Annotated in this window: 18 protein-coding genes; 7 read left to right on the top strand and 11 right to left on the bottom strand. The window is 69.2% G+C overall.

Annotated features, from left to right (window positions below; genetic code table 11):
* The first annotated feature begins 6 nt into the window (after window positions 1-6).
* The 4 genes from xdhC to ACYVHG_RS01600 all read left to right on the top strand — a co-directional run bounded on the left by xdhC (window position 7) and on the right by ACYVHG_RS01600 (window position 4,270).
* Window positions 7-810, top strand: a complete 804-nt coding sequence (gene xdhC, locus ACYVHG_RS01615; RefSeq protein ID WP_461165672.1) for a xanthine dehydrogenase accessory protein XdhC — start codon at window positions 7-9, stop codon at window positions 808-810.
* Window positions 807-2,090 (top strand): guanine deaminase, encoded by a 1,284-nt coding sequence (gene guaD / locus ACYVHG_RS01610; RefSeq protein ID WP_461165671.1) that lies wholly within the window; start codon window positions 807-809, stop codon window positions 2,088-2,090. The genes xdhC and guaD overlap by 4 nt, the downstream gene beginning before the upstream one ends.
* A 96-nt stretch (window positions 2,091-2,186) precedes the next feature.
* Window positions 2,187-3,443, top strand: coding sequence for a DUF6986 family protein (locus tag ACYVHG_RS01605; protein ID WP_461165670.1), 1,257 nt, complete (start codon window positions 2,187-2,189; stop codon window positions 3,441-3,443).
* Window positions 3,444-3,454: 11 nt separating this feature from the next.
* Complete coding sequence (locus ACYVHG_RS01600; protein ID WP_461165669.1) at window positions 3,455-4,270, top strand: bifunctional allantoicase/(S)-ureidoglycine aminohydrolase; 816 nt, start codon at window positions 3,455-3,457, stop codon at window positions 4,268-4,270.
* A 78-nt stretch (window positions 4,271-4,348) separates the two neighbouring features.
* On the opposite strand, the gene ACYVHG_RS01595 is transcribed toward ACYVHG_RS01600, so the two are convergent.
* Complete coding sequence (locus ACYVHG_RS01595) at window positions 4,349-5,071, bottom strand: aspartate/glutamate racemase family protein (RefSeq protein ID WP_461165668.1); 723 nt, start codon at window positions 5,069-5,071, stop codon at window positions 4,349-4,351.
* Between the two features lie 9 nt (window positions 5,072-5,080).
* On the bottom strand, window positions 5,081-6,628 hold the full coding sequence (locus ACYVHG_RS01590; RefSeq protein ID WP_461165667.1) for an NCS1 family nucleobase:cation symporter-1: 1,548 nt from the start codon (window positions 6,626-6,628) through the stop codon (window positions 5,081-5,083).
* A gap of 240 nt (window positions 6,629-6,868) precedes the next feature.
* Here ACYVHG_RS01590 and allB point away from each other — a divergent pair, with 240 nt between their 5' ends.
* The gene (gene allB / locus ACYVHG_RS01585) at window positions 6,869-8,218 is read left to right on the top strand and encodes an allantoinase AllB (protein ID WP_461165666.1); all 1,350 of its coding nucleotides are present in this window, start codon (window positions 6,869-6,871) and stop codon (window positions 8,216-8,218) included.
* A gap of 55 nt (window positions 8,219-8,273) precedes the next feature.
* On the opposite strand, the gene hisB is transcribed toward allB, so the two are convergent.
* Genes hisB through hisD form a run of 3 tightly spaced genes read right to left on the bottom strand, consistent with a single transcriptional unit; the run spans window position 8,274 to window position 11,361 of the window.
* A complete protein-coding gene (hisB, locus tag ACYVHG_RS01580) occupies window positions 8,274-8,888 on the bottom strand; it encodes an imidazoleglycerol-phosphate dehydratase HisB (protein ID WP_461165665.1) in 615 nt (204 codons plus the stop codon).
* Entirely contained in the window at window positions 8,885-10,018 is a 1,134-nt protein-coding gene (locus ACYVHG_RS01575) for a histidinol-phosphate transaminase (RefSeq protein WP_461165664.1), read from the bottom strand. The genes hisB and ACYVHG_RS01575 overlap by 4 nt, the downstream gene beginning before the upstream one ends.
* A complete protein-coding gene (gene hisD / locus ACYVHG_RS01570; RefSeq protein ID WP_461165663.1) occupies window positions 10,015-11,361 on the bottom strand; it encodes a histidinol dehydrogenase in 1,347 nt (448 codons plus the stop codon). The genes ACYVHG_RS01575 and hisD overlap by 4 nt, the downstream gene beginning before the upstream one ends.
* A gap of 120 nt (window positions 11,362-11,481) precedes the next feature.
* Here hisD and ACYVHG_RS01565 point away from each other — a divergent pair, with 120 nt between their 5' ends.
* Window positions 11,482-12,189, top strand: coding sequence for a lysophospholipid acyltransferase family protein (locus tag ACYVHG_RS01565; RefSeq protein WP_461165662.1), 708 nt, complete (start codon window positions 11,482-11,484; stop codon window positions 12,187-12,189).
* Window positions 12,190-12,256: 67 nt separating this feature from the next.
* On the opposite strand, the gene ACYVHG_RS01560 is transcribed toward ACYVHG_RS01565, so the two are convergent.
* From ACYVHG_RS01560 to nadA, 4 genes are read right to left on the bottom strand one after another with little or no spacing between them, the layout of a single operon-like run.
* Window positions 12,257-13,294 carry an NAD(P)-dependent alcohol dehydrogenase gene (locus ACYVHG_RS01560; RefSeq protein WP_461165661.1) on the bottom strand — a complete coding sequence of 346 codons (1,038 nt, stop codon included), beginning with the start codon at window positions 13,292-13,294 and terminating at the stop codon, window positions 12,257-12,259.
* A 46-nt stretch (window positions 13,295-13,340) separates the two neighbouring features.
* Window positions 13,341-14,204: a carboxylating nicotinate-nucleotide diphosphorylase gene (nadC, locus tag ACYVHG_RS01555; protein ID WP_461165660.1), complete on the bottom strand. Its 864-nt coding sequence runs from the start codon at window positions 14,202-14,204 to the stop codon at window positions 13,341-13,343.
* Window positions 14,201-15,688 carry an L-aspartate oxidase gene (gene nadB, locus ACYVHG_RS01550; protein WP_461165659.1) on the bottom strand — a complete coding sequence of 496 codons (1,488 nt, stop codon included), beginning with the start codon at window positions 15,686-15,688 and terminating at the stop codon, window positions 14,201-14,203. Before nadB ends, nadC begins: the two co-directional genes overlap by 4 nt.
* Window positions 15,685-16,737 (bottom strand): quinolinate synthase NadA, encoded by a 1,053-nt coding sequence (nadA, locus tag ACYVHG_RS01545; protein WP_461165658.1) that lies wholly within the window; start codon window positions 16,735-16,737, stop codon window positions 15,685-15,687. Before nadA ends, nadB begins: the two co-directional genes overlap by 4 nt.
* 52 nt (window positions 16,738-16,789) lie before the next feature.
* Here nadA and ACYVHG_RS01540 point away from each other — a divergent pair, with 52 nt between their 5' ends.
* Complete coding sequence (locus ACYVHG_RS01540; RefSeq protein WP_461165657.1) at window positions 16,790-17,515, top strand: NUDIX hydrolase; 726 nt, start codon at window positions 16,790-16,792, stop codon at window positions 17,513-17,515.
* Window positions 17,516-17,527: 12 nt separating this feature from the next.
* Here the strand turns inward: ACYVHG_RS01540 and ACYVHG_RS01535 are convergent, their stop codons facing one another.
* Together ACYVHG_RS01535 and bsaP are read right to left on the bottom strand one after the other, a co-directional pair.
* Window positions 17,528-18,082 carry a hypothetical protein gene (locus ACYVHG_RS01535; protein ID WP_461165656.1) on the bottom strand — a complete coding sequence of 185 codons (555 nt, stop codon included), beginning with the start codon at window positions 18,080-18,082 and terminating at the stop codon, window positions 17,528-17,530.
* Between the two features lie 51 nt (window positions 18,083-18,133).
* Window positions 18,134-18,325 carry a biotin synthase auxiliary protein BsaP gene (bsaP, locus tag ACYVHG_RS01530; protein WP_461165850.1) on the bottom strand — a complete coding sequence of 64 codons (192 nt, stop codon included), beginning with the start codon at window positions 18,323-18,325 and terminating at the stop codon, window positions 18,134-18,136.
* Window positions 18,326-18,343: the final 18 nt, after the last annotated feature.

Here is an 18,343-nt window from a genome sequence, read left to right as displayed (position 1 = left end):
CCGGCGATGAGCTGGCTGGACGCGGCTGCGAGCCTGCGACGCCGGCGCGTACCCGCGGTCCTGATCACCCAGATCAGCGTCCGTGGGCACGCGCCTCGGGAGGCGGGCGCGAAGATGATCGCCACCGAGGACGGTGCGTACGGCACCGTCGGCGGCGGCAACCTGGAGATCACCGCGATCGACCGAGCGCGGAAGCTCCTCCAGGAAGACGTGAGAGAGCCGGAGACGATGACTTTCCGGCTCAGCGACAAGGTCCGGACCGATCACGGCCGGCAGTGCTGTGGAGGCGAGGTGACGGTCCTGTTCGAACCACTACCGGTGGTACCGGCGGTAGCGATCTTCGGGATCGGGCATGTGGGCCTGGAACTCACCCGGATCCTCTCCCGGCACGACGTCGAACTCCACCTCACCGATTCCCGTCCCGAGCAACTCGACGCGGCGCGCGCCCTCGAACCCGGAGAGGCGAGTGTGCATCTGCGTCACTCGATGCTGCCCGAGGAGGTGCTCGCCGAGCTCCCGGCGGGCACCCACGTGCTGATCATGACGCACGATCACGCCGAAGACTTCGGCCTCTGCGACCAGGCGTTGCGCACACCGGGCCTGGGCAGCGTCGGGTTGATCGGATCCGCGGCGAAGTGGACTCGCTTCCGGTCCATGCTGGCCGACTCCGGGCACAGCGCCGACGCGATCGACGCCATCGAATCCCCCATCGGGCTGAGCACACTGAGCGGCAAGCATCCGGCGACGATCGCCGTGAGTGTGGCCGCCGTACTGCTCGCCCGCTTCGTCGAACCAGGAGATCCCGCATGATCGTCTACCGGTGCCGTGTGATCGACACTCCCGAAGACCCGTTCACGGGCGGAGAACTCCGCGCGGACGACGATGCCGGGATCGTCGTCGAGGACGGGGTGATCGCCGCCCGCGGGGACTTCACGGAGGTGGCGGCCCGCCACCCGGACGCCGAGGTCGTGGACATCCGCGAGGGCGTGCTCCTGCCCGGACTGGTCGATACGCATGTGCACTACCCGCAGATCCGGGCCATCGGCGGTCTGGGCCTCCCTCTCCTGGACTGGCTCGAGCGCTACGCATTGCCCGAGGAATGCCGGCTCGCTGAGACGGAGTACGCCCGGGCCGTGGCGCGCGAGTTCCTCACCGGTCTCACCACGGCCGGCACCACCAGCGCGCTGGTCTTCGGCTCGCACTTCTCCGGTGCAGTCGACACCCTCTTCAGCGAGGCGGACCGGGTGGGTGTGCGGATCACCACTGGACTGGTCACCAGTGACCGCAACCTTCCCGAACCGCTGTTGAGCACGCCGCAGCGCAGTTTCGACGAGGGGCGCGGACTCGCCGAGCGCTGGCACGGGCACCGCCGGCTCCGCTACGCGGTGACGCCGCGTTTCTCCTTCTCGACCTCGCCGGAGATGCTGGCCAGTGGGGCCGAGCTCGCTGCGGACGTGCCCGGACTCTGGTTCACCTCGCACGTCAACGAGAACCCCGCGGAGATCGCGGCGGTGACCGAGCTGTTCCCCGGCTCGGCGCACTACGTGGACACGTACCACCGGCACGGGCTCGTCCACGAGCGGTCGGTGCTGGCACACAACGTGCACCCGACCGACGCCGAACTCGCGATGCTCGCGACGGCCGGTGCATCGGTGGCGCACTGCCCCACCTCGAACTCGGCGCTGGCCAGTGGCGCCTTCCCACTGCGGCGGCACCTCGATCACGGAGTCACGGTGGCCCTCGGCACGGATGTCGGAGCGGGCAGCGGATTCTCCTTGTTCAAGGAGGGGTTGCAGGCCTACTACATGCAACAGTTGCTCCCCGACGACGGTGTGCGGCTCACCGCTGCGCACCTGCTGCACCTCGCGACCCGCGCCGGAGCGGTCGCCCTGGGCCTGGATGAGGTGGGAGATCTCTCGGTCAGCCGGTGCTTCGACGCGATCCTGGTACGCCCGAAGGCCGGACATCCCTTGGACGTGGGCCTGCGTCACGCCGGCGGCGCCGACGACGCTGTGGCCAAGATCTTCTCCCTGGCCACCCCGGCCGATGTGACCACGGTGTGGATCGGTGGCGATCAGGTGATCGCGTAGCCTGGAAGCGCCCAGCCTTGTGTGGAACCAGCCTGACCCGTATCCTCCACATTGTGGAATTACTATTCCACGCAACAGACTCAGCACGGAGGTTGCATGTCCGGTCGTTCGCTTTCCGACGATGCCCTGGGCGCCATCGAACGACGCCTGGCCACCACCGACGAGCTCCTGGCACGGAACTACCCGGGCGATGACGGACGCCGTCAGCCGGTACACACCGTCTACCTCCCGGCCGACCGGTTCACCGCGAACACCGCTCGCCAGTGGGGCGAGCAGGCGCTGGCCGCCGCCGACGCCGCGGGCGGTCTGGAGGCAGTGGCGAGCACCGTCGGGCTGACCGATCCACAGCTTCCCGGCCTGGTGGCGCACAAACTCTCCGCCGAGCCGATCGAGGACATCCGCCTCGACTTCGAGGACGGATACGGCAACCGCGGGGACGAGACCGAGGACGCCGATGTGGCCGCCGCGGTCTCCGCCGTGTCACAGGCGGTTTCCGACGCAGCCGCGCCGCCGTTCATCGGTATCCGGTTCAAGTGCTTCGAGGCCCCGGTGAGAGCGCGCGGCCTGCGCACCCTGGACCTGTTCGTCAGCGGGCTCGCGGCGCACGGCGGGCTTCCGGACGGACTGACCATCACCCTGCCCAAGGTGACCACCACCGGACAGGTCGAGGCCATGGTCGAGACCACCCGCGCCCTGGAATCGGCTCTCGGCCTCGCCGAACGCCGCCTGACGTTCGAGGTGCAGGTGGAGACCCCTCAGGTGATCCTCGGCGCCGATGGCCGCGCGCCGGTCGCCGAGCTGATCCACGCCGCGGACCGGCGGGTGACCTCGCTGCACTACGGCACCTACGACTACTCGGCATCGCTGGGAGTCGCCGCGCAGTACCAGTCGATGGAGCACCCCGTCGCCGACCATGCCAAGAACGTCATGCAGCTGGCGGTGGCGGGCACCGGCGTGCACCTGTCCGACGGTTCGACCAACATCCTGCCGATCGGGGACCCCGAACACGTGCGGTCGGCCTGGCAACTGCACGCACGACTGGTACGCCGCCACCTCGAACGCGGCATCTACCAGGGCTGGGACCTGCACCCGGCGCAGTTGGTGACCCGCTACCTCGCCACCTACGCCTTCTACCGCGACGGCTTCCCCGCCGCCGCTGTTCGCCTGCGCAACTACGTGCACCGCATCGAGTCCGCCGTGCTCGACGAGCCCGCCACGGCCCGCGCGCTCGCCTCGTTCATCCACCGCGGCCTCACCTGCGGTGCCATCACCCCCGCCGAGGTCGAGACAGCAGCCGAGGTCACCGTCGGCACTGTCGGCGCCCTCGCACTCAACCGTCCGATCCAGCCCTAGGAGGAACGTCCATGGCCAACGCCACGTACTACGCGCCGCAGGGCGGTCTGCCCCCGCAGACCGACCTGCTGACCGACCGCGCCATCGTCACCGAGGCGTACACGGTGATCCCGCGCGGAGTGATGAGCGACATCGTCACCTCGGTGCTGCCGGAATGGACCGACACCCGCGCGTGGATCATCAATCGCCCGGTGGCCGGCGGCGCCACCACCTTCGCGCAGCTCATCGTCGAGGTGGCTCCCGGCGGCGGGGCGCAGCGGCCCGAACCGCAGGACGAGGTCGAGGGCTTCGTCTTCGTCACCCAGGGCGCACTGACCGTGATCCTCGACGGCGCCGAGCACGTACTCGGTGAGGGCGGGTACGCCTACGCCCCGGCCGGAACCCCCTGGAGTGCGCGCAACGACGGTGACACCAACGCCGTCTTCGTATGGATCCGCAAGCGTTATGAGCCGATCGCCGGCCACGTACCCGCACCGCAGGTGGGCAACGAGCAGGACATCGAGCCGAGCGCCATGCCCGGTACCGACGGTGCGTGGCGCACCACCCGGATCCTCGATCCGCAGAACCTGGCCTTCGACATGCACGTCAACATCGTGACCTTCGAGCCGGGCGCATCGATCCCGTTCGCCGAGACCCACGTGATGGAACACGGCCTCTACATCCTCGAGGGCAAGGGTGTCTATCACCTCAACGGCGATTGGGTGGAAGTGGAAGCGGGAGACTACCTCTCGCTGCGCGCCTTCTGCCCGCAGGCTTGTTACGCCGGCGGACCGTCGAACTTCCGCTACCTGCTCTACAAGGACGTCAACCGGCAGGTCGCGCTGTAACCCGGGCCCGTTCGCCCCTGCCGACGAAACGGTGCCGCTCCCGGATCCGGGAGCGGCACCGTTTCTCGTCCGGCGTCTTCAGCGCGTCAGCGGCCAGCCCGTGACGACCTTCGGTCGCGGCGGTGCATAGGTGCGCACCTTCGAGGTGCTCAGCCCCAGTCGCACCAGGCCCTCGGCGATGGTGACGGCCGAGCGGACACCGTCGACGATCGGGACACCCGTTGCGGCGGAGACCTTCTGCTCCAGTTCGGCCATTCCTCCGCAGCCGAGGCAGATCACCTCCGCACCGTCGCGTTCGACGGCCTCACGCGACTGCGCGACGATGGCCTCGACGGCCCGCTCCGGGTCGGACTCGAGTTCGAGTACACCCAGGCCGGACGCGCGCACCGAGGCGCACCGGGCATCGAGGCCGGCCAGTTTGAGCCGGTCCTCGATCAGCGGCACCGTCCGGTCGAGCGTGGTGACCACGGAGTACTTGTGGCCCAGGTACATCGCCGTGGAGGCGGCGGCCTCGGTGATGTCCACGACGGGGACATCCAGCAGCTCCTGCAGGCCCTCTCGACCGTGCTCGCCGTACCCCGCCTGGATCACCGCGTCGAAGGGCTCCGGGTAGCGGGTCACGGCGTCCATCACGGCGATGGCGGCGAGGTACGACTCGAAATTGCCCTCACACGAATCGGCGCCGAAGGCCGGGGTGATACCCACGATCTCGGTACCGGGCGCGGCGACACTGCGCGCCGATTCCGCGATCGCGGCGGTCATCGACTCGGTGGTGTTGACGTTGGCGACGAGAATGCGCATGCGCGACTCCTAGTGCTTGCTGGGAACGGCGATCGGCTCACCGGAGACATCGACGAACGGGCCCTTGCGGTCGGCGACCAACAGGTAGACCAGGGCACCGAGAGCCGCACCAATGAACCACGAGTAGTTCGAGACCACTTTGAAGGCCGGAACGAAGGCCATCAGCAGGGCCGCGCCGGCGGTCGGCACCAGGGCGATCACCGCGCGCGGGTTCACACCCGTGCGGTAGTAGTACGGCCCGTCCTCGAGGTCGCAGTACAGGTCCGGCACGTTGATCCGGGTCTTGCGGATCAACCAGTAGTCGGCCATGACTATGCCGAACAGCGGGCCGAGCAGCGCGCCCAGGCCGCCGAGGAAGTAGGTGATGACCACCGGCGAGTCGTACATGTTCCAGGGCAGGATGACCAGGCCGATCACACCGGAGATGATCCCCGCGCTGCGGAAGTCCAGGTGCTTGGGGAACAGGTTGTTCAGGGCGTAGATCGGCGCGACGAAGTTGGCCATCAGGTTCACCGCCACGGTGAGCACCAGCAGCGCCAGGCATGCGAGCACCAGCAGCAGCGTGTTCGGCACCGTCTTGACGATGTCCGCCGGCGATTCGATGACCTGTCCGTTGATCTTGAACTGGGCACCGGCCAGCGAGACCACGATGGCACCGAACAGAAGCATGTTCAGCGGGATGCCGAAGAAGTTGCCGCGCACGATGGAGCGCTTCGAGGTGGCGTTGCGGGTGAAGTCGCAGAAGTTGAGCACGAAGGTGCCGTAGATCGCCACCCACAGGCTCGCGGCGCCGACGATCTGCAACCACATGTCCAGGCCCGTCTTGGCCTGCGGCGGAGTCCAGGAGATGGACCAGCCGGCCTTGGCGACCATCCAGATCGCGAGCGCCGCCATGGTGACCAGGATGACCGGGCCGGCGAAGGCCTCGTACTTGCGGATCATCTCCATGCCGTAACTGACGATCACCAGCTGCACCGCCCACAGCACGACGAACGCGATCCAGCCCAGCGTGGACAGTCCGAGGAACTCGTTCTGGTCGAGCGTCGCGGCACCGGGGGCGATGGCAACGATCATGATCCGCAGCACCACCGAGGCCAGGTAGGTCTGGATCCCGAACCAGGCGATCGCGACGACGCCGCGGATCAGAGCCGGAATCTGGGCGCCGCGGATGCCGAACGCGATCCGGCTCATCACCGGGAACGGGACGCCGGTCTTGGCGCCCATGAAACCGGAGAGGTTCAGCAGCAGGAACAGGAACACCCCACCGAGACCGAGGGCCAGCAGGATCTGCCAGCCCCCCAGACCCAGTGCGAACAGTCCGATCGCGAAGGCGTAATTGCCCAGGCTGTGGACGTCGTTGGCCCACAGCGTGAAGATGTTGTACGAGCCCCAGGTGCGGCCGTCACGCTTGGTGGGTGCGAGATCCTGGTTGTACAGGCCCGCGCTGAGCCGGTTGAGGGCTTCCACATCGGGCACGTGCCCCAGGGAATCGGCACCGCCGAGCCGGATGGGATGCGCCGCTGACACCGGCGCCTCGCGGTTGAGTTCGTCAGTCATATTGGCCTTCGTTCGTGGCAGCCCCCAGCATCCTGGACTGTTCCGGTTCGCGGAAAGGCTGCTCCACTCGTAGCGATAAGTAGGATCTACTCGGCCGCCCAGTGTCAAGGATGGTATCGCATCACGGAATAATGAGCCGCACGATGGAATCCTACCTTGAACGGTGATGTGGATCACACCTACCCTGCTCGCAGCGCCCGCCGCGACGCCACCGCAGGATCCGAACGAAGGAGTCAGCCCATGAGCAAGGACAGCGCCGAATACGACCTGGTCGTCCGCGGTCGCCGCATCGTCACCACCGCCGGAACGGTGGCCCGCGAGATCGGTATCCGCGACGGACGGGTCGTCGCGATGGAACCGCTCGGCAACGGCCTCACCGGCCGCGACGTCATCGAGCTCACCGACGATCAGGTGATGATCCCCGGCCTGGTGGACACCCACGTACACGTCAACGAGCCCGGCCGCACCGAGTGGGAGGGCTTCGAATCCGCGACCCGCGCGGCCGCCGCCGGCGGCGTGACCACCCTGGTGGACATGCCGCTGAACTCGATCCCGCCGACCGTGGACCGCGAGGCACTGCGGGTCAAGCGTGAAGCGGCCGGCCCCAAGGCCTACATCGACATCGGCTTCTGGGGAGGCGCGGTCCCCGGGAACAAGGATCAGCTGCGAGGCCTGCACGACGACGGCGTCTTCGGCTTCAAGTGCTTCCTGCTGCACTCCGGTGTCGACGAGTTCCCCGCACTGAGCGTCGACGAGATGCAGGAGGACATGGCCGAACTCGCCACGTTCGACTCGCTGATGATCGTGCACGCCGAGGACGCCTGCTCGATCGATCACGCTCCTGAGCCGACAGGCGCGGCGTACGCCGGTTTCCTCGCCTCCCGCCCGCGCGGCGCGGAGAACAAGGCCATCGCCGATGTGATCGAGCGGGCCCGGTGGACCGGTGCCCGTGCGCACGTCCTGCACCTGTCTTCCTCGGACGCGCTGCCGATGATCGCCAGCGCCCGGCGGGACGGGGTCAAGCTCACCGTGGAGACCTGCCCGCACTACCTGACACTGCTCGCGGAGGAGATCCCGAACGGCGCGACGGCGTTCAAGTGCTGCCCGCCGATCCGGGAGGCGTCGAACCGGGAACTGCTGTGGCAGGGCCTGATCGACGGGACCATCGACTGCATCGTCTCCGACCACTCCCCCTCGACGATCGACCTCAAGGACGTCGAGAACGGTGATTTCGGGGTCGCCTGGGGCGGCGTCGCATCGCTGCAGCTGGGCCTGTCGCTGATCTGGACCGAGGCCAAGCGCAGGGGCATCGGCCTCGAGCAGGTGCTGGAGTGGATGTCGGCGAACCCGGCGAAGCTGGCCGGCATGACCCGCAAGGGCCGGATCGCATTGGGCTTCGACGCGGACTTCGCGATCTTCGAGCCCGAGGCCGCGCAGGTGGTGGACGTGCACCGTCTGCACCACAAGAACGCCATCTCCCCTTACGACGGCCGCGCCCTCGCCGGTGTGGTCACCGGGACCTGGCTGCGCGGCAACCGGATCGACTTCGAGAACCCGCACGGCCGGCTGATCCGGCGCGGCGAGGCCTGATCCGGCGGAACCGGTTGCGGCGCCCGAGCGCCGCAACCGGGACTCGCGGAGCGGGTTACAGGCTTCCCTTGGTCGACGGCACGCCGGTGACCCGGGGGTCGGGTTCGACCGCAGCACGCAGCGCCCGCGCAGCGGCCTTGAACTCGGCCTCGGTGATGTGGTGCTGGTCTCGCCCCGAGATCACCCGTACGTGCAGTGCGATCCGGGCGTTCATCGCCAGCGACTCGAACACGTGCCGGTTGATCACCGTCGCATAGGGCACGCCGGGGTGACCACCGATCACGGCGTGCAGCAAGTGCTCGGGCTCACCCGAGTGCACACAGTAGGGACGTCCCGAGACGTCCACCGCGGCGTGCACCAATGCCTCATCCATCGGGATGTAGGCGTCGCCGAAACGGCGGATGCCCTTCTTGTCACCGAGGGCCTGCGCCAGGGCCTGGCCGAGCACGATCGAAGTGTCCTCCACCGTGTGGTGTGCCTCGATCTCCACATCGCCCTTGGCGTGCACCGTCAGATCGAAACTGCCGTGCTGGCCGAAGGCGGTGAGCATGTGGTCGAAGAACGGGACGCCGGTGTCGATGTCCGTGCGGCCGGTGCCGTCGAGGTCGATCTCGACCACGATCGACGATTCCTTGGTGGTGCGCTCCACCCGGGCGATGCGTTCGGTCATGCGCTCTCTCCGTCCTTCTTCGCAGCAGGGGCCAGCTTCTCGCTGATCGCGAGGAAGGCGTCGTTCTCGTGATCCAGGCCCACCGTGACACGGAGGTACCCGGGGATGTGCATGTCACGCACCAGAACGCCACCGTCGAGGTAGGTGTTCCAGGCTGCGGCCTCGTCGTCGAAGCCGCCGTAGAGGATGAAATTGGCGTGCGAATCGATCACGGTGTACCCGAGTTCACGCAGCCGGGTGGCGATCCGGTCCCGCTCAGCGGAGAGGTGCGCGACCGACGCGAGCGTCTCGGCACGGTGGTCGATCGCGGCGATCGCGGCGGCCTGGGTGAACACCGACAGGTGGTACGGCAGACGCACCAGGGCGACCGCGTCGACCACCGCGGGTGCGGCGACGAGGTAGCCGACCCGTCCACCGGCAAAGGCGAAGGCCTTGCTCATGGTGCGGCTGACGATCAGCTTCGCGCCGAACCGGTCGAGCAGGCGCACCGCGGACGGACCGGCACTGAACTCGCCATAGGCCTCGTCGACGATCACGATGCCCGGAGCCGCCTCGATCATCCGAATCAGCTCGTCCTCGGCGATCAGATGCCCGGTCGGGTTGTTCGGATTGGTCAGGAACAGCACGTCCGGACGGAGCTCCTCGATCGCCGCCACCGCGTAGTCCACATCCAGGGCGAACTCGGCGGTCCGCTGACCGGCGATCCAGTGGGTATCGGTGCCGTCGGCGATGATCGGGTGCATCGAGTAACTGGGCACGAAACCCATCGCGGTGCGTCCGGGGCCACCGAAGACCTGCAGCACCTGCTGCAGGATCTCGTTGGACCCGTTGGCCGCCCACAGGTTCTGCGGACCGACGACGGTGCCGGTGCGCTCGCTGACGTACTCGGCCAGCCGGCTGCGCAGCGCGGCGAGATCACGGTCCGGGTAGCGGTTCATCTCGGCCGCGGCCTGCGCCACGGCCTTCGCGATGTCGTCGATCAGCGCCGGGCTCGGCGGGTGTGGATTCTCATTGGTGTTCATCGCAGCCGCTACCGGCAACTGTGGAGCACCGTAGGGCTGTTTGCCGCGCAGGGTGTCCCGAATGGGCAATTGGGCCAGAGTCACCGACTCACCGGGCAGCGGGTTCACGCGGTGCCGCCCTGGAGTGCTTCGAACCGCAGCCGCACGGCCTCACCGTGCGCGGGCAGGTCCTCCGAGTTCGCCAGCGTGATCACCGTACCGGCGATGTCCTTGAGCGCGGCCTCGTCGTACTCCACCACGTGCACGCCGCGCAGGAAGGTCTGCACCGACAGGCCGGAACTGTGCCGCGCGCAGCCTGCGGTGGGCAGCACGTGGTTACTGCCGGCGGCGTAGTCCCCCAGGCTGACCGGCGAATACGGACCCACGAAGATCGCGCCCGCGGCACGGACCCGTCCGGCCACCTCGCGTGCGTTGGCCGTCTGGATCTCCAGGTGCTCGGCGGCGTAGGCATTGACCACCGCGAGGCCCTCGTCGATGCCGTCGACGAGGACGGTGCCGGACTGGGGGCCGCGCAGCGCGGTCTCGACCCGCTCCCGGTGACGGGTGATCTCCACCTGCGCGGTGAGCGCGTCGTCGACCCGGTCCGCCAGCTCGGGCGAGGTGGTGACCAGCACCGAAGCCGCCATCACGTCGTGCTCGGCCTGGCTGATGAGATCAGCGGCCACGTGCACCGGGTCGGCGGTGTGATCGGCGAGGATCGCGATCTCGGTGGGGCCGGCTTCGGCGTCGATACCGACCAGGCCGCGGCACAGCCGCTTCGCCGCGGTGACGTAGATGTTGCCGGGACCGGTGATCAAGTCCACCGGGGCGAGCTCACCGCCGTCCAGATCGGTGCCGCCGTGCGCGGCCAGTGCGATGCCCTGCGCACCGCCGGTGGCCCAGACCTCGTCGACACCGAGCAGTGCGCACGCCGCGAGAATCGTGGGATGCGGCAGCCCTCCGAAGTCCTTCTGCGCCGGCGAGAGCACCACCAGTGAGCCCACGCCCGCGATCTGCGCGGGAACCACGTTCATCACGACGGACGACGGATAGACGGCGTTGCCGCCGGGCACGTACAGACCGACCCGGTCCACCGGGATCCACCGCTCGGTGACGGTGCCGCCCGGGACCACCTCGGTGACGGTGTCGACCCGCCGCTGGTCCGCGTGGACGGTACGGACCCGGCCGATCGCGGTCTCCAACGCCTCGCGGATCGCGGGGTCGAGCTCGGCGAGCGAACGCTCCAACGCCGCAGCGGGAACCCGCACCGTGGCCGGGCGGACGCCGTCGAACTTCGCGCCGAAGTCGAGGGCGGCCTCCGCACCGCTCTCGGCGACCGCGTCGACGATGGGCCGCACCTGCGGCACCACCGCATCCACGTCGACGCCACCGCGCGGAAGCGCCGCACGCAGCTCGGCGAGCGACGGGCGACGACCGCGCAGGTCGAGACGGCTCAGCTGCAGATCAGACATGGCCCCATTCTATGGGTCCGGCGCCACCGGGTTTCCGGCCAGGGCACCGTCGAGCCGGTACCGGTCACAGCCCGTACCGAGGTTCGGCGGCGCAACTGACGGTCCGGTAAGTTATCCGCCATGGCGCAGACCAACCACGGCGATCAGGGACTTCTGTACTGGCTGATCAAGCATGTCTCGGTAGGACCGACGATCACGGTGGTCAACCGTCCCACCGTCGAGGGGCTCGAGAACGTCCCCGCTGACGGTCCGGCCCTGCTCGCGGGCAATCACCTGTCGATCGCGGACTGGCTGTTCGTGCCGCTCGCGGTTCCCCGCCGCATCTCCTACCTCGCCAAGAGCGAGTACTTCACCGCGCCCGGCATCTCCGGCAAGCTGCAGAAGTTCTTCTACACCCAGACCGGCCAGGTGCCGATCGACCGCACCGGCGGCGACGCCGCGACCGCGGCCCTCGCCACCGCGCAGAAGCTGCTCGCCGAGGGCCGCCTGGTGGGGATGTACCCCGAGGGCACACGCTCACCGGACGGGCGGCTCTACCGCGGGCGCACGGGCCTGGTCCGGATCGCGTTCGAGTCCGGTGTGCCGATCATCCCGGTCGGTGTGATCGGCACCGACAAGGTGTGCCCGCCCGGGCCGTTCCGCTGGCGCGCCGAGCGGGTGCAGGTGAAGTTCGGCAAGCCGATCGAGCCGTCCGAGTACGACGTCCCGTCCGATCCAGATGCCCGGCGCGCGCTGGAACGCACCGTGACCGACCGGCTCATGCAGGAGATCCAGGCGCTCACCGGCCAGGAGTATGTGGACGAGTACGCCAAGAAGTGGCGGCCCTAGAGTCCGGCACGACCGCCGGCTCGATGCACCACCGCAGGTGTCCCGGCCGTTCCGCGGTATCCGACCGTCACAGGGTGGCGGTATCGATCACGAAGCGGTACCGCACGTCCGAGGCGATCACCCGCTCGTAGGCCTCGTTGATCCGATCGGCGGAGATCAGCTCGATCTCCGAGCCGATCCCGTGCTCGGCGCAGAAGTCCAACATCTCCTGGGTCTGCGCGATACCACCGATCATCGAACCGGCGAAGCTGCGCCGGTTGCGGGTGAGATCGAAGACGTTGACCGGCACCGGGTGCTCGGGCAGGCCCACCTCGACCAGGGTGCCATCGACCGCCAGCATCCCGAAGTACGGGTGCATGTCCAGGTTCGCCGAGACCGTGTTGATGATGAGGTCGAAACGATTGCGCAGCGCCTTGAACGTGTCCCGGTCCGACGTGGCGTAGTAGTGGGCGGCGCCGAGGCGCAGCCCGTCCTCCATCTTCTTCAGCGACTGACTGAGCACCGTGACCTCGGCGCGCATCGCGGCGGCGAGTTTGACCCCCATGTGGCCGAGTCCGCCCAGGCCGACGATCGCGACCTTGCTGCCGGGGCCCACGTTCCAGTGCCGTAGCGGGCTGAACAGGGTGATACCCGCGCAGAGCAGCGGCGCGGCGGCGGCGTAGTCGATGCTCTCCGGCACCCGCAGGACGTAGTTCTCGTCGACCACGATCCCGGTCGAGTAGCCGCCCTGCGTGGGCTGCCCGTCGCGGCCGGTGGCGTTGTAGGTGCCGACCATCCCACGCTCGCAGTACTGCTCCTCGCCGCTCAGGCAGGCGGCGCACTCACGGCAGGAATCGACGAAGCAGCCCACTCCGACCCGGTCTCCGACCTCGAACTTCGTCACCTCGGAGCCGATGGCGGTGACTTCACCGGCGATCTCGTGGCCCGGCACCACGGGGTACGCGGCGGGCCCCCACTCCCCGCGGACGGTGTGGATGTCGCTGTGGCAGATGCCCGCGTAGCGCACCGCGATCTGCACGTCGTGCGGACCCGGATCGCGGCGTTCGACGGTCATCGCCTGCAGCGGCTCGGTCGCGGACACGGCTCCATATGCGTTGACGATCATGTGTCCATTGTGCGCCCGGGCGCCGGAATCGTCGCGGGCGGTGTCGCTACATGTCGAGGCCCAGATCGAGCACCCGCACGGAGTGGGTGAGCGCCCCCACCGCGAGGAAATCGACGCCGGTGCGCGCATAGTCCCGCGCGACCTCCAGCGACAGCCCACCGGACGATTCGAGCCGGGTCTGCGGCGCCGACTTCCTCCGCCGCTGCACCGCGGTCTGCGTCATCCACAGCGGCATGTTGTCCAACAGGACGAGTTCGACCCCCAGGCCGAGCGCCTCGTCGAGCTGTTCCAGCGAGTCGACCTCCACCTCGAGCGGAACCTGTGGAGCTTCGCGGCGCACCGCCTCCACAGCGGCGGTCACCGAACCGGCGGCCACCACGTGATTGTCCTTGATCAGTGCCGCATCGCCCAGTCCCATGCGGTGGTTGACGCCGCCGCCGGCCCGCACTGCGTACTTCTGCAACACCCGCAGGCCCGGCAGGGTTTTGCGGCTGTCCCGGATCCGCGCGCCGGTGCCCTCGACCTCACGCACCCAGGCTGCGGTCGCGGTCGCTATCCCGGAGAGGTGCGTGAGGATGTTGAGCACGGTCCGCTCAGCGGTGAGCAGCGCCCGGGTCGGTGCCTCGATCAGCATCACCACATCGCCCGGTGCGACGACGGTGCCGTCCGCGACCTTCGCAGTGACGCGGTACTCGCCCACACCGATCACCTCGTCGAGCACCCACTCGGCGACCGGAACTCCGGCGAGTACGCCGGCCTCCCTGCTGACCACCCGGGCTACGGCGGCGGCACCGTCGGGCACGGTGGCCGCACTCGTCACGTCCGGTCCGTAGCGCAGGTCCTCAGCGAGGGCGGTGCGGATCAGCCGCACCACCTCGTCCCGGTCGGGTTCGAGGGTCAGCCCGCTCATCGCAGTACCTCCGTCGGTTCGGTCACGGACTCCGCTGAGACCGCGTGCCGCTGCAGCGCCTGCGCCACCATCCGGCGGGCGACGTCGGTGAGCAGCGCATCCTCGTGCTCACGTGCGGTCACCGCAGCGGCACCGGGCGCACCGGCCAGCAACGACGGGGCTTGCAGCGCCGCGGTCAGTTCCGCCAGACCGGCGGCGGTACGCCGGACACCGCACAGCTCGGTCATCCGGTCCTGGAGGGATGTCCGGTCCACACGCGCCTGCGGAGTCGCGAGCGCGCGGACCTCACCGGGATGCAGCGGCGGGGCCAGGTGCGCGTCCTCGGCCACCCGCAGCCCCATCACGAGGGCTTCCAGCAGACTGTTCGACGCCAGCCGGTTGGAGCCGTGCAGGCCCGTGCGGGCCACCTCGCCCGCGGCGTACAGGCCCGGCACACCGGTGGCTCCCCGCAGGTCGGTGACCACACCACCGCACAGGTAGTGCGCACCGGGTACCACCGGGATCGGGTCGGTCTGCGGATCGAGGCCGACAGCGCGAACCGCCTCGGTCACCGTCGGGAAACGTTCGGCGACACCGTCGATGGTGGTGGCGTCGAGGTGGACGCACGGCGCTCCGGTGCGCTCCATCGCCTCGGTCACCGCGCGGGCCACCACGTCCCGCGGGGCCAGGTCACCCATCGGGTGCACACCGTCCATCACCGGGCGCCCCAGTACGTCCAGCAGCCGGGCGCCCTCACCGCGGACGGCTTCGGAGATCAGTGGCCGCCGGCCGCGAGCGCCCGGTGTGTAGAGCATCGTCGGGTGGAACTGGACGAAGTCGAGTTCCCGCACCCGTGCTCCGGCGCTGGCCGCCAGTGCGATCCCGTCGCCGGTGGCACCGAGCGGGTTGGTGGTGCTGGAGAACAGGTGACCGGCGCCGCCGGTGGCGAGCAGCACCGTCCGCCCGAAGGTGTCGCCGTCGGCGGTCCGGACGCCGACGATCCGGTCACCGTCGGTGAGCAGCGCATAGGCCTGGCCCGCGCGTGCGGTCAGGGTGGGGCGGGACTTCGCGGCGTCGGTGAGGGCGCGCTGCACCTCGGCGCCGGTGGCGTCACCTCCGGCGTGGATGATCCGGGAGACGGTGTGTCCACCCTCGCGGGTGCGCTTGAGCCGACCGTCGGCACGGCGGTCGAAGACGGCACCCCACCCGATCAGGCGCTCGACCGCGGCGGGTCCGCCCGCCAGGATCGACCGGGCGGCCGCGGCGTCCACCAGCGGACCGCCGGCGGCGAGGGTGTCACCCACGTGCCGCTCGATCGAATCGTCCGGATCCGAGGGGTCGACCACGGCGATCCCACCCTGGGCGTAGGCCGTCGAGGTCGACGGTGCGCCACCGGGCGAGGGTTTGAACAGCACCGTCACCGTCAGGCCGGCGTCCGCGGCTGCGACGGCGGCCGTGAGCCCGGCGACACCGGCACCGACGACCAGGAGGTCGGGTGCGGTCATTCCCCGCCGCCGGGCTGCCCGATCGCGATCATCCGGGTGACCGCCCTGCGCCCGGCGTCGGCGGTGGCCGGGTCCACGACGACCTCGTCGCGGCCCTCGACCAGGCAGCGCAGCAGGGCGGCCGGGGTGATCATCTTCATGTACTTGCAGGAGGCGCGGTCGTTGACGGCACGGAACTGCACATCCGGCGCGGCGCGGCGCAACTGGTGGAGCATGCCGACCTCCGTGGCGACCAGCACCTCACGGGCACCGGTTTCGCGGGCCGCGTCGAGCATCCCACCGGTGGAGAGGATCTTGACCCGCTCATCCGGGACCGCACCTTCACCGGCGAGATACAGCGCCGAGGTGGCGCAGCCGCACTCGGGGTGGACGTAGAGATCGGCGTCCGGGTGTGCCGCGGCCTGGGCCGCGAGTTCGTCTCCGTTGATACCGGCATGGACGTGGCATTCGCCGGCCCAGACGTGCATGTTCCGCCGACCGGTGACGCGACGGACGTGCGCTCCCAGGAACTGGTCCGGCAGGAACAGGATCTCGGTGTCCGCGGGGATCGACTGGACCACCTCGACGGCGTTCGACGAGGTGCAGCAGATGTCGGTGAGGGCCTTCACGTCCGCTGTGGTGTTGACGTAGGAGACGACGACGGCGCCGGGGTGCTCGCGGCGCCACTGCTGCAACTCGGTGGCGGTGATGGAATCGGCGAGCGAGCAACCGGCCCGCTGATCCGGGATGAGCACCGTCTTCTCCGGGCTGAGGATCTTCGCGGTCTCGGCCATGAAGTGCACGCCGCAGAAGACGATGGTGGAGGTGGAGACGTCGGCGGCGATCCGGGACAGGGCGAGCGAATCACCGACGAAGTCGGCGACGTCCTGGATCGCGGGCAGTTCGTAGTTGTGCGCGAGGATCGTGGCGTCACGGAGCCTCGCCAGGCGCTCGACCTCCGCTGCCCATTGCTGATCGCCGTCGAGACCGGTGTAGACGCCTCCCTCCTCGACGATGAGCGGGTACAGCGGTGAGGTCAGTGCGGTGGCGGCGGATGTGGCTGTGTTCATCGCGGCGCCTCCCTTCGATGCTCGGGATTATTTATCGATCTATGATCGATATATGTCCGATGCTAGCACCGCTCCCCTGCAGCGGGTCGCGCACGAAGTACTCTCCGCGGTCTTCCGGGTGGGGACCGCCGGTGCGGCGACCGGCGGCGCTGCGGGGTTGGAGATCCTGCTGTGGCAGCGGGCGATGGCTCCCGACCAGGGCGCGTGGTCGTTGCCCGGTGGTCTGCTGGGCGCCCGCGAGGATCTGCCCACGAGCGCCCGGCGACTGCTCGCGGAGAAGGTGGACCTGACCGAGGTGGCCCACCTCGAACAGTTCGCGGAGTTCTCCGACCCGCATCGCGTACCGGCCGGCGACCACGCCGACCGCACCCTGGCCTCGGTGTTCCTGGGCCTGGTGCGCTCCGGGACCGACCCACGGCTGCCGGAGGACACCACCTGGCATCGGGTCGAGGCCCTGCCGACGATGGCCTTCGATCACGCGACGATGGTGCATCGTGCGCGCGCCCGACTGGCGAAGCGCCTGTCGTACTCGAACATCGGATTCGCACTCGCCCCGCGCGAGTTCCCGGTCTCGCTGTTGCGCGATGTGTACGTCGCGGTGCTCGGTTACCCCGTGGATTCGACGAACCTGCTGCGCATCCTCTCCCGGAGGTCGGTGATCACCGCGACCGGGCGCACCGGGCACGCCACCCGGGGACGGCCGCCCGCGTTGTACCGGTTCACCGATTCCTATCTGCGGATCACCGACGAGTTCGCCACCTTGCGGCCGCCCGGCTGATCGGCGCGCCGGTCAGTCGTCGTCGGGCAGCCGGCCGAGGGTAGCGACGGCGGTACACCACAACGCCGCCGCACCCGGCCAGATGAACACCAGTACCCAGGAAGCGAGATCGCCGAGCGCACCGCCGGACGAGTCGGCCGGGCCGAGCACGTTCGCGCCGCGCTGCCGGATCGACGGTGCCGCCGTGAAGTCCAGACCTCGGGCTCCCGGTCCGGCGAACCTGGCCTCCACCACCGCCTGGCCGAGCAGTACCGCGACGGCGGTGCCGACCACGGCGGCGCCGAGGGTCACCGCAACTCCGCGCGGGGTCCGCAACGGGCCGCGGAAGATCAGGATCGCCGTCAGCAGGCCACCGACCAGGGCCAAGCCGCTGAATGCGGCCGTCGCCAGGAACAGGTTGTCGAGTTGCCCGTCACGCAGCAGGACATCACCGGAGCCGGTGACCAGACCGCGGACGCCGTGAACCGTCAGTCCCCAGATCAACGCGACGGCGGCGCCCAGAACGGCGCCGATGACCACGGGTACGACGACCTTCGAGGTGGGTCCGGGGCGGGTGAGCGTGGTCATCTCCGCCAGCCTATCGAGCGGGCCCGTTGGTGATCGCCCGCGGTCCGGTGTTCAGCGTTCGCGGCCGGTGGAGTCGATCTCACCGTGCCGGGAGCATCGTGCCGTCCACCCGTGCGGGCTGACCTGCACGATCATCCGCCGGGCGCAGAAGGCGCAGTACCGGGGCGGTTCCAGGCCCAGCCGGGCGGCCTGGAACACAGGAGCGCCCTCGGCGAGCGGCTTGCCGGTGAACTCGTCGTACACCGGCTCGATGTCGGTCAC

It is taken from the genome of Tsukamurella serpentis (genome assembly GCF_054780975.1).
This window is presented reverse-complemented; position numbering and strand designations above follow the sequence as displayed.